Raw genomic sequence first — 12,231 nt, forward strand, 5'->3', positions numbered from 1 at the left:
ATGATAAAAAAGATACTCTTCTTTGTACTACTTAGCGTCTTTTACAAAGGACAATTAAGTCTTGGGGAGCAGCCCAAGCAATTGGTACCATTTCCTACAAGTCCGGAAACTTACAGTCTATCAAAGGTTGAAAAACTCCCGATGGATTATTTCAGAGGGAAAGCCAACATTAGTATTCCTATTTATACCATTAGTGTAGGAGGAATAAATATTCCTATTTCTTTATCCTATAATACGGGAGGAATTAAGCTTAATGAGGTTTCAAGTATTGTCGGATTAGGCTGGGCCTTAAATATTCCCGGAAATATTTCTCAGAATATGCAGGGATTAGATGATCTTACATCTCAGTTTTTCTCTAAAAATATAAATGATTACGGAGTTTACAACGGGGGATTTAATGAATTACCTATTAATAACCAGATGCGTGCTAATCTGGCCAGTTTGTATGATAATCTTTATGATACAAAAAAAGATATTTTTGATTATAATTTTCCTACTGCATCGGGGGCTTTTATTTTAAAAGACAATAATCAGACTTTTCTGATTCCCAATGATGATGTTATCATTACCCGAACAGGTAATAAGTTCTATGTGAAAGATACACAAGGTACTGAATATTGGGTATCTCCAAGAAATACTACGGAATCAATGTATATTGGTGGTTCTTCTTCTCATGTATCTCTTTATAATTTAGACAGTCTTAAAGTGAACAATAATATAGCTAGATTTTCTTACCATAAATCTAATATGTATACGGAAAGAAATATCAATCAGGTGGCAAATTTTAAAATAACTCCTAACCTGAGTCAGAATTTCGAACATTTAGTTCCTCTTCCTAAATATGAAAAAACGGAATCAACTAGTGGTTTTTCAGAATCTTTGATCCGAAAAATTCAGTTTGATGGTGGTGAAGTTACTTTTTTATATTCTGATGATGCCAATAATGCATTCTCTGATGGGTTAACTTATAGAAAAGATCTGAACAATAACAATACAGGAATTTGCGCTGCGCAGAGTCATTGTAATAAACAAAGCAGGAAAGACAATAAAAGATATAAGTCTTAATTACAGTTATTTTGAAAGTAACAGAGCCAATAAAACCTACGAAGATTACAGACTTAAGTTAACTAATGTACACGATAATCTTCAAAATTCAGATTACAGATTTGAATATAATGAGCAACTGAATCTTCCTAAAAGGAATTCAAGCAATGACGATTATTGGGGATACATAAATGCTACTTATAATAATGAAGTTTCTAATATTCCTAATAATATTCCTGCGTCATATGGGATTCCATTAGACGTATTAAATGCTGTTCAGAAAAGAGACAGAGAGCCGAATGAGACATATGCTATTTTAGGCAGTTTAAAATCAATTCAATATCCGACCGGAGCAAAGAAAAATTTTGAATATGAACTTCCTTACAATACCGAAAGAGAATCTTCAGGGTATGCTTGGGGATATGTGGAAATTGGTAGTATTGTAGATGAATCTAATGATGACTTTTCTGAATTAAAGTCATTTCCAATTACCTCTGCTCATATGCAGCAAATAGTAGACTTGGGTATTGATGCAGCTCCTGAAAAACTTGAACTGAATTTCAGTCACTCATGTGATAATGGTGATAATCCGGGACCTGGTCAAGTTATAGACCCGGAAGATGTAACCAGTTGTACAGGAACTGCCAGAAATGGACAAAAATATTTTTCAGACTGGCGTCCAAAAACGGTAGATTGGAATATTTCAATGGGTTCCCCTTTACAATTATCAATTTATAAAATAGGGGCATGTAGATGTAATATCTATGGAGCTATAAGATACAAATATCCTACTTACACAGATCATACAAGAAAATATGGAGGTCTTCGTCTTCGAAAGATGGAAGATGTAAATGAAAATAACATTTCAAATGTATATGAATATGCATACGGAAAATACGAAAACGGAACATTTATTCCTGATTTTAGACTGAACCAACCCTATAACTTTTCTTCATTTATTAAAAGATATGTAAGACAATTTACAGGCGATGTAGGCGGAGGCTCTGGAGCAGGTACAGGTAACGGAGAACAGGTTCAGATAGGATCAACTTTTGAGAGGTATTACCGTATTCATAATTCCAGTCAGGCTAACAACAGTTACGGAAGTTCTGATATTATGACCTATCCTTCTGTGGTAGAAATAACAGGCAAAGGGAAAATTATTCGAGAATTTGAAGAATATACATCTTCCAATTATGTGTATAATAAATGGAAAGCCGGAAACCTGAAAAGAGAGATTTATCTGAATCAAAATAACGATACCTTAAGGGTTGTGAATAATACCTATAAGCTCAACACCTTAAAAAACAGTTTATCCGAGTTTACCACTAGTCTACCTGAAGTAGTGGCTTTTTCTACGGATTTTGATATTATAAAAGTAATGGAAACTATTTTGCAAACCCCTGTAGATACTTATTTTGTTGAGCATCGTATGGATCTTATAGAATCGGCAAAAGTTGAAAAAGACAAGTCTGAAACCACAGAATACTTTAACGGTAAAAAGATCACTTCCAAAACAAAGTATGAATATTATGATACCGATATAAACAAGCCGATTAACTTAAAAAATACAAAAAGTGTTTTCCCTTCCGGAGAAATTCAGCAGACAGATTATAGTTATGCCCACGAAAAAGGCAACCAGCTTATGATCAATAAAAATATGATCGGGATTCCATTAGAAACCATCTCAACCCAAACAATAGGTGTTACTACTCAAACGTTAGCAAAAACTGAAACGGTTTATCCTAAAACAGTTGCTGAAATAATCAATAATGATGCTCGTTTAGTGCTTCCATTGTCAATAAAATCTTATGATCTGTCTCATATCGATAACAATCCGTCTACCGAAGTTACCCATGATCAATACGATTCGAAAGGAAACTTACAGCAATACACCACAAAAGATGGAATTCCTGTCTCTATTGTTTGGGGGTATAACAATACTCAGCCTATTGCAAAAATAGAAGGAGCAGCCTATGCCCAAGTATCAAGTTTGATTTCAGGAATTGTTACCGCTTCAGATACGGACGGTCAACTGGGGACAGAAGCTTCGGAGCAGGCTTTAATTACAGCATTAAATTCTTTCAGAAATAACACCGCTTTATCGTTATACCAAACGAGTACCTATACTTACGATCCATTGATCGGAGTAAAAAGTATCACTTCTCCCTCAGGAATCAGAGAAGTGTATATTTATGATACCGCCAACAGATTGAAAGAGATAAAGCAAGAGATGAAGAATACCAATGGTAGCTTAGAGTACAAAATCCTTAAAGAATTCAACTACAATTATAAAAACTAACACTGATGAAAAAGATAATTATACCCATTGGAGCTTTGCTGATCACAAGTTTAGTCCATGCACAGAATTTACCTACCACGGAAAATTATGTACAAACCCGAACCTATCTTGAACCGGTAGCCACAAGCAGTTCAACAGCAAAACAAATCCATACTGTTCAGTATTTCGACGGGCTTGGAAGACCAAAACAGGTGGTAAACGTAAAAGCATCACCACAAGGAAGAGATGTGGTCACTCATATTGAATATGATGTTTTCGGACGGCAAACCAGAGATTATCTTCCCGTTCCTCAGGGAGGAACGATGAACGGAGAGATGGTCCCAACGCCATTGGCTAATGCAGGAAATACTCCTTTAGGAAACGAGAAGATTTATGCAGAAAAAGTATTAGAAAGCTCTCCATTTGATCGCGTTCAACAGCAAATACAGGTGGGAACAGATTGGAGCAATAAGCCTGTGACATTTGATTATGATGCTGTTGTAACAGCAGACGGAGTGAGAAAATTTACCACCAATACAATTTGGGAAAATAATGCTTCCAGATCGACTATTGAAAATGGAGGAACCTATGGCACAGGTCAACTCTATAAAACTACTGTAACTGATGAGGACGGAAATAAAACGATTGAGTTTAAAAACGGACAGGGACAAATTCTATTAGTCCGAAAAGTATTAAGCCCCTCTGATAATGTCGATACCTATTATGTTTACAATGAATACGGGCAGCTGGCATGGGTTGTACCACCGTTACTTTCCAAGTTGTCTGGTTGGGGACTTGAAGAACAGAATGCTTTGGCTTATGAATACCGATATGACGGCAGAAACCGTTTAGTAGAAAAAAGGCTTCCTGGCAAAGGTTGGGAATATATGGTGTATGATAAAGCAGACAGGCTTGTTCTTACTCAAGATACGGTTATGAAATTACAAAGTAAGTGGTTGATGACTAAATATGATAAGTTTGGAAGAGCTGCTTACACTGCAATAATTTCAGGAGGAGAAAGAGCAAATATGCAATCTCAGGCTGGAGGTAATATAATTATCGAGAGCAGGGACAGCTCAGGCTTTACGCTTAATGGGATGCAGATACAATATACCAATAATCACTTTAATGTTCTTGAAAAAGTGTTAACTGTGAATTATTATGATACCTATCCATCATATAATTTCAATCCTTCTTTTCCTCTTACTATTTTAGGAGAGCCCATTTTGAATAATGTACCTGATACAGAAGGAAAAAGTACCAAAAGCTTATCTGTCATGAGTTTGGTTAAAAACATTGAAGATGATAACTGGACAAAGAATTACTCGTATTATGATACTCGAGGAAGAGCAATAGGATCCTATTCTGTAAATCATTTGGGAGGGCGTACGAAAGTAGATTCTAAATTAGATTTCGCAGGAGCTGTTCAACAAACTGTAACCTTCCATAAAAGACTGGACACTAATGCTGACAGAATAATAACTGAAAACTTCACCTATGATCATCAAAATAGATTAGTTACCCATACCCATCAGGTAGACAATAATCCAATTGAAATTCTGGCTCAAAATAAATACAATGAACTTTCTCAGCTAGAATCTAAAAAAGTCGGAGGGATAATAGCAAACTCTCCACTTCAGCAGATTGATTATCAATATAACATCCGAGGCTGGATGACTAAGATCAATGATCCCGTTAATCTTAATGGAAAATTGTTTGGATATGAGATAAAATATATAAACCCAACCAATACATCACTTTCAACAGGCAAATACAATGGAAATATTGCAGAAGTAAATTGGAATGCCTCCAAAGATGGGATATTAAAAAGATATTCCTATCAATATGATGCTTTAAACAGACTCAAAAAAGGAATTTATTCTGAACCCAATGCATCGATTCCTGAGAATAACTATTACAATGAGACCATAAATTATGACAGCAACGGAAACATAACTTCATTACAAAGAAACAGGAAACTGGATAATTTTGGAGTGCAGTTAATGGATGATCTTACGTACACCTACACCGGAAACAGTCTTAATACAGTAACTGATTCTTCATCTAATTATTTTGGGTACCCTGATACATCGGGTAATTTGATTCAGTATGATGTAAATGGAAATATGACAGATCATGTTGATAAAGGTATTCTAGATATAAAATACAATCACTTGAATCTTCCGGATTATATTAAATTTGATCAATATGTAGTACGTGAAGATCCATTTGGGTTTGGGCAGGTAACAAAGTATAAAAATACAAGTTATATCTATCGGGCAGATGGAGTGAAACTAAGAAAGGTTCACAATTATTTCTCCGGTCGTACCCAAACAGATGCATCTACAGTAACAGAATATTTTGATGGTTTTCAATACAGTAATGATAGTGGGATAATAGGAGTTCCTTCAGTTCCGCAAGGTTTACAATTCGTACCTACCTCAGAAGGATATTTTGATTTTGCACAAAATAAGTATATTTACCAGTATAAAGATCAGGTAGGAAACATTAGATTAGCTTATTATAAAAATGCTTCAGGAAATCCTGTAATAGACAGAGCAACGGATTTTTATCCGTTTGGTTTAGAGTTTGGTGGCGGTGGTAGTAACAGCGGTAGCACATCGCCTAATTATAATTATGGTTTCCAAGAGCAGGAAAAACAACAGGACACAGGATGGAGTTCTTTTAAATGGAGAAATTATGATTCTACAATGGGAAGGTTTTTTAATGTGGATCCTTTGAGTGAGAAATATAATACTTGGTCTACTTATGCATTTAGTGGGAATAGGATTATTGATGCAAGGGAATTAGAAGGATTGGAACCTAAAATCGTGAATGAGACTAAAGATAAAATGAATGTGAATTATTATGTAAATGTAACAGCTAAAAGTAGTATGAGTTCACAAGATGTGAAAGACCATTTAAGTTCAGTTTCTGCGATATTGTCTCAAAATTCTGGTTTGCAAATTAATATGATAAATAATCCTAAGGCAACTTTTGGACTTGATATGACAAAATCATATCAATCCAAAAAAGTAACAATTGATAAGAATGGTAATGTTACAACAGAAATAGTGCTTGGAGAGGCAAGAGTAGGTGATCCCGTAGGGCAAACCATTACTTCAGATGGAACACCAAAGGTAACAGCTCATGAAATAGCACATGGTTTAGGGGTAGACCATATATGGGAAGATCCAACTGTGTCTAATACTTCGGAAAATAAAAATAACTTGCAGAATTCTGATGGGAATTCGGAAAAGTCTATGAGAAATAATTCAGGAACTGATATTTTACCACAACAAGTAGATAGAATGAAAAAAACTATTGAATTAGTACAACCCAAAATCAATATAGATGAAATTAGCCAATAAACATTGTTTAGAATTATTTTTCAGCTTTGTAATATTATTATTTCTTTATAACTGTAGAAGCTCTTCTGCAAAATTTTATTATGATGATAGAATCGTAAAAACTGATTATGAGAAAAAAGCCGAAGAGATTTATCTAAATGATATTCCAAAAGAATATCAAAAAACAGATAAAGATGTATTATTAATTTTTAGTGGTTCTGCTTTTAAAGGAAAAACGATAGTTATTAACAATAGAGATTCTATATCTTTTAAATCAGAAGCTGGAGAATCAGGATGCTATGGGACAACTTTTAGAAAGATAAATAAATCGGAAAATAAAATAAAATTATCAGTAGAGGGTAAAAAAGATATTATTATTCCTTTTATTCAAAAATATGACTATATAGATGTTGGAGATGCAACAAAAGCTAAATGGGGAGTAGGATATAGTAAAATACTTCCCAGCTATTTTTGTATGTAAAATGATTGTTCTTCTAATAAAGAAGACATTACAACTAAATTTATAAATAAGATAAGCCACTGCTTTTGTAGTGGTTTTATTTCAATTCATATTTAGGTCTAATTGGTTTTACCACAACAAGTAGATAGAATGAAAAAAACTATTGAATTAGTACAACCCAAAATTAATATAGATGAAATTACACAATAAACGATTTTTACATTTTTTCAGTTTTTTAACAGTCTTCTTATTTCTTTATAATTGTAAAAGTACTGTTGGGGAATTTTATTATAATGATAGGACAGAAAAAACGGAATATGAGAAAATGGATGAAGAAACTTATCTAAACGATGTGCCTAAACAATATCAAAAAACAGATAAAGATATTCTAGTAATATTCAATGGTGAAGCTTTTAAAGGAAAAAAGATAGTTATTAATAATAAAGATTCTATAACTTTTAAAACAGAACCAGGATCATCAGGTTGCTATGGAGCAACTTCAAGAAAAATAAATAAATCTTTAAAAAAAATAAAATTATCAGTTGAGGGTAAAAAGGATATTATTATTATTCCATTTATTGAAAAATATGATTATATAGAAATAGGGGATGCTTATGACAAGACAAAATGGGGTATCCAGTACAATAAAATTTTTCCAAGTTATTCTTGTATGTAAAACTATTGTTCTTCTAATAAAGATGACGTTACAACTAAATTTATAAATAAGATAGACCACTGCTTTTGTAGTGGTTTTATATCTTAAATAAAAATATTTACCAGTATAAAGATCAGGTAGGAAATGTCAGATCGGCTTTTATAAAAATGCTTCAGGAAATCCTGTAATAGACAGAGCAACGGATTTTTATCCGTTTGGTTTAGAGTTTGGTGGCGGTGGTAGTAACAGCGGTAGCACATCGCCTAATTATAATTATGGTTTCCAAGAGCAGGAAAAACAACAGGACACAGGCTGGAGTTCTTTTAAATGGAGAAATTATGATCCTGCAATGGGAAGATTTTTTAATGTGGATCCTTTGAGTGAGAAATATAATACTTGGTCTACTTATGCATTTAGTGGGAATAGGATTATTGATGCAAGGGAATTAGAAGGATTGGAACCTAAAATCGTGAATGAGACTAAAGATAAAATGAATGTGAATTATTATGTAAATGTAACAGCTAAAAGTGGGATGAGTTCACAAGATGTGAAAAATCATTTAAGCTCAGTTTCTGCGATATTGTCTCAAAATTCGGGTTTACAAATTAATATGATAAATAATCCTAAGGCAACTTTTGGACTTGATATGACAAAACCACATCAATCCATGAAAGTAATTACAGATAAAGAAGGCAATATTATAGGACAAAAATTTGTACTTGGTGAAGCAAAATTAGGTGATCCAGTAGGTCAGACTATCACTTCTGATGGAAGTATAAAAGTAACAGCTCATGAAATAGCACATGCTTTAGGGGTAGACCATATATGGGAGGATCCAACTGTGTCTAATACTCAGGGAAATAAGAATAATTTGCAGAATTCAGATGGTAATTCGGAAGCTTCTATGAGAAATAATTCAGGAACTGATATTTTACCACAACAAGTAGAGCAAATGAAAAAAACTATTGAATTAGTACAACCCAAAATTAATATAGATGAAATTACACAATAAAAAATTTTTACATTTTTTCAGTTTTTTAATAGTATACTTAGCTCTTTATAGCTGCAAAAGTACTGCTGTAGAATTTTATTATAATGATAAGACTGAAAAAACGCAATATGAGAAAATGGCAGAGGAGAGCTATTTTAGTACTGTTCCCAAAGGACAACAAAAAACAGATAAAGATGTATTAGTGATATTCAATGGGTCTGCTTTTAATGGTAAAACTATAATTATCAATAAAAAAGATTCATTATTATTTGATTTGCCACCAGATCCACCAGGATGTTATGGGATTTTATTTAAAAAAATTCCTAAGTCAACAAAAAAGATAAGATTATCAGTTGAAGGAAAAAAAGATGTTTTCATTCCTATTATTAGCAAGTATGATTATATAGACATTGGTGATGCAACAAAAACTAAATGGGGAGTTAACTATAGTAAAAATTTCCCAAGTTATTTTTGTATGTAAAACTATTGTTCTTCTAATAAAGAAGACGTTACAACTAAATTTATAAATAAGATAAGCCACTGCTTTTGTAGTGGTTTTATTTCAATTCATATTTAGGTCTAATTGGTTTTACCACAACAAGTAGATAGAATGGAAAAAACTATTGAATTAGTACAACCCAAAATCAATATAGATGAAATTAGCCAATAAACGATTTTTACATTTTTTCAGTTTTTTAACAGTCTTCTTATTTCTTTATAATTGTAAAAGTACTGTTGGGGAATTTTATTATAATGATAGGACAGAAAAAACGGAATATGAGAAAATGGATGAAGAAACTTATCTAAACGATGTGCCTAAACAATATCAAAAAACAGATAAAGATATTCTAGTAATATTCAATGGTGAAGCTTTTAAAGGAAAAAAGATAGTTATTAACAATAAAGATTCTATAACTTTTAAAATAGAACCAGGATCATCAGGTTGCTATGGAGCAACTTCAAGAAAAATAAATAAATCTCTAAAAAAAATAAAATTATCAGTTGAGGGTAAAAAGGATATTATTATTCCATTTATTGAAAAATATGATTATATAGAAATAGGGGATGCTTATGACAAGACAAAATGGGGTATCCAGTACAATAAAATTTTTCCAAGTTATTCTTGTATGTAAAACTATTGTTCTTCTAATAAAGATGACGTTACAACTAAATTTATAAATAAGATAGACCACTGCTTTCGTAGTGGTTTTATATCTTAAATAAAAATATTTACCAGTATAAAGATCAGGTGGGAAATATCAGATTAGCTTTTTATAAAAACACTTCAGGAAATCCTGCAATAGACAGAACAACGGATTTTTATCCGTTTGGTTTAGAGTTTGGCGGCGGTGGTAGTAATAGCGGTAGCACATCCCCTAATTATAGTTATGGTTTCCAAGAGCAGGAAAAGTAACAAGACACAGGGTGGAGTTCTTTTAAATGGAGAAATTATGATTCTACAATGGGTAGTTTTTTTAATATTGATCCTTTGAGTGAGAAATATGCTTATCAATCGCATTATAATTTTTCGGAGGATTGTGTTATAAATTCTAGAGAGCTTGAAGGTTTAGAAAAAGTGTTTTTTCAAAATGTTTTATTTAAAGACGAAAGATTTCAAAAAGCTTATCAGGCAGAAAGACAGACTACTGGTGGAAAAGAATTTTCAAATACATTAAGTTCACAAAATAAAATCAACGTTCTTTATACTAATTTTTCCAATACTAATGCAACAGGTATTGCACCATTAATAAATAATAAGAAAGAATTTTCTGATATTTCTAAAGATTTTAAGATTGGTGTAAGTGCAAAAGAATATGATAAAATTTCAGAAAATGGCTCAAAAAAAATACAGCTTATCGGAGTGAGTTTTGGGGATAAAAAAACACCTGCTTTTGATGTTGCAGCAACTCTAAACCATGAAGAAGTAGCACATAGTACAGAAGTAATAAAAAAGAATGAAGAGCAGTCTAATGCTTCAGGACATAAAAGTTATTATGGTGAATACAGAGAAACATCTCCCGAGGATAAAGCTGTTTTGACAGATAAAAAATATGAGGGCACAAAAGCAAATATCAATCTAAAAGAATTGGAACAGATTCTTGAAAAACCTGAAAAATGAAAACAATAAAAGTAAATACAATAATTCTATGTACTCTTTGGTTATTTTTTTTAAATTGTGAAAAAAAACAAGATATAATAGATGATTCTTTTTCTAACAAATATAAAACCAACAAGACAAGCCTTGTAATTAATTCCAATAACAAGAATAATGAGACTTATATGACTGGAATATTCAAATATTTTTCAAATAATTATTCTATTAACCATCAATTATATATTAAAGATAGTGTATATTATTATGATAAAAATAAAATATTATTTGACTTTAGTTCTAATAAAAAATCCGGTTCCTTTGATCTAAATGACTCATTGAATCTAAAAACTTTATTTTTTAGTGATATAATTTCAGATGAAAATAAATTTAGATTGTTTAAAATTGATAATGTAGGTAATTATTACACATTAAATTTAGCAAAAGTTTATATTGCAAATTATAAGTATGGTATAGTTGGTGAATTTATAGTTACAAAAGAAAATAATGAATGGTTGATAACAAATATTATTGGCTATTTTCCTAATAATAATTTATTTCTGTCCAAATTTAAGAAAGCTAAATTAGAATAATGCGATATAACCCATGATCCTATGATGGAAAGAGTTACTAGGGTTAGGAAAGGAAACAAAGGCTCAAAAAGACATGATTTATGTTCCCCTAAGCTGGGGCGAACGTCTTGCTCGTATCCAATTGGAAATTTATAAAAAAACCTTGCAAAATGCGAGGTTTTTGTGTTGTATAGTGCGGTATAATTTTTAGCAAAAAAGTCTTTAAACTTTTTGTTGGTAAGCTTTTTTTCTACGAATCGGAAAATGGTATTCTATCACTCTTATTTATTCAAACTCTATGGTCTCTAGATTGATATTAGACTAAATTACCAACTAAGAAGGTTACAGAAAATTCTTATATTTACCAGTATAGAGATCACTTAGGAAGTACAAGGGTGAATTTTGCTAAAAATGAAGGAGGAAATCTTGAGGTCCTCGATATAAATAATTACTATGCGTTCGGAATGAATCATATTGGCGGGATAAAAAGCTTATTGGGAGAATACCAGAATTATAAGTACAACGGCAAGGAATTGCAGGAAACGGGTATGTATGATTATGGTGCAAGAATGTATATGCCGGACCTAGGACGTTGGGGAGTCGTAGATCCCCCCTGCTGGTGCGAGCGTCTCGCTCGTATCCCAAGGGAAAGTTATAATAAACCCACCGCAATTTGCGGTGGATTTTGTGTTTTAGAGTGCAGCAGAATTTTAAGTAAAAAAGTCTTTAGTACATGACAATAACTTGTGGTTTTTGTCATGTACTAAAAAATAAGTCTTTAAATTT

12 protein-coding genes are annotated in these 12,231 nt (G+C 32.2%); all 12 read left to right on the top strand.

Going from position 1 to position 12,231, the window contains the following annotated elements; all coding sequences use genetic code 11:
- The 12 genes from AMQ68_RS00835 to AMQ68_RS00885 all read left to right on the top strand — a co-directional run bounded on the left by AMQ68_RS00835 (position 1) and on the right by AMQ68_RS00885 (position 12,182).
- Complete coding sequence (locus AMQ68_RS00835) at positions 1-1,065, top strand: hypothetical protein (RefSeq protein WP_054508746.1); 1,065 nt, start codon at positions 1-3, stop codon at positions 1,063-1,065.
- Positions 1,066-1,468: 403 nt separating this feature from the next.
- Positions 1,469-3,346 carry a hypothetical protein gene (locus AMQ68_RS00840; protein WP_054508747.1) on the top strand — a complete coding sequence of 626 codons (1,878 nt, stop codon included), beginning with the start codon at positions 1,469-1,471 and terminating at the stop codon, positions 3,344-3,346.
- 5 nt (positions 3,347-3,351) lie between these two features.
- Positions 3,352-6,696, top strand: coding sequence for a DUF6443 domain-containing protein (locus AMQ68_RS00845; protein WP_054508748.1), 3,345 nt, complete (start codon positions 3,352-3,354; stop codon positions 6,694-6,696).
- On the top strand, positions 6,680-7,156 hold the full coding sequence (locus tag AMQ68_RS00850) for a hypothetical protein (RefSeq protein WP_054508749.1): 477 nt from the start codon (positions 6,680-6,682) through the stop codon (positions 7,154-7,156). Before AMQ68_RS00845 ends, AMQ68_RS00850 begins: the two co-directional genes overlap by 17 nt.
- A gap of 172 nt (positions 7,157-7,328) precedes the next feature.
- The gene (locus AMQ68_RS00855) at positions 7,329-7,811 is read left to right on the top strand and encodes a hypothetical protein (protein WP_054508750.1); all 483 of its coding nucleotides are present in this window, start codon (positions 7,329-7,331) and stop codon (positions 7,809-7,811) included.
- Between the two features lie 166 nt (positions 7,812-7,977).
- Positions 7,978-8,802, top strand: a complete 825-nt coding sequence (locus tag AMQ68_RS00860; protein ID WP_123905570.1) for an RHS repeat-associated core domain-containing protein — start codon at positions 7,978-7,980, stop codon at positions 8,800-8,802.
- Positions 8,786-9,262: a hypothetical protein gene (locus tag AMQ68_RS00865; RefSeq protein ID WP_054508752.1), complete on the top strand. Its 477-nt coding sequence runs from the start codon at positions 8,786-8,788 to the stop codon at positions 9,260-9,262. Before AMQ68_RS00860 ends, AMQ68_RS00865 begins: the two co-directional genes overlap by 17 nt.
- Before the next feature lie 172 nt (positions 9,263-9,434).
- A complete protein-coding gene (locus AMQ68_RS00870) occupies positions 9,435-9,914 on the top strand; it encodes a hypothetical protein (RefSeq protein ID WP_054508753.1) in 480 nt (159 codons plus the stop codon).
- Between the two features lie 116 nt (positions 9,915-10,030).
- Positions 10,031-10,195, top strand: a complete 165-nt coding sequence (locus tag AMQ68_RS25225; protein ID WP_160317953.1) for a hypothetical protein — start codon at positions 10,031-10,033, stop codon at positions 10,193-10,195.
- A gap of 48 nt (positions 10,196-10,243) precedes the next feature.
- Positions 10,244-10,900 carry a hypothetical protein gene (locus tag AMQ68_RS00875; RefSeq protein WP_054508754.1) on the top strand — a complete coding sequence of 219 codons (657 nt, stop codon included), beginning with the start codon at positions 10,244-10,246 and terminating at the stop codon, positions 10,898-10,900.
- Complete coding sequence (locus AMQ68_RS00880) at positions 10,897-11,466, top strand: hypothetical protein (protein ID WP_054508755.1); 570 nt, start codon at positions 10,897-10,899, stop codon at positions 11,464-11,466. Before AMQ68_RS00875 ends, AMQ68_RS00880 begins: the two co-directional genes overlap by 4 nt.
- A 374-nt stretch (positions 11,467-11,840) precedes the next feature.
- Entirely contained in the window at positions 11,841-12,182 is a 342-nt protein-coding gene (locus AMQ68_RS00885) for an RHS repeat domain-containing protein (RefSeq protein WP_054508756.1), read from the top strand.
- Positions 12,183-12,231 lie beyond the last annotated feature (49 nt).

Source organism: Chryseobacterium sp. ERMR1:04 (assembly GCF_001297705.1).
GTDB lineage: Bacteria > Bacteroidota > Bacteroidia > Flavobacteriales > Weeksellaceae > Chryseobacterium.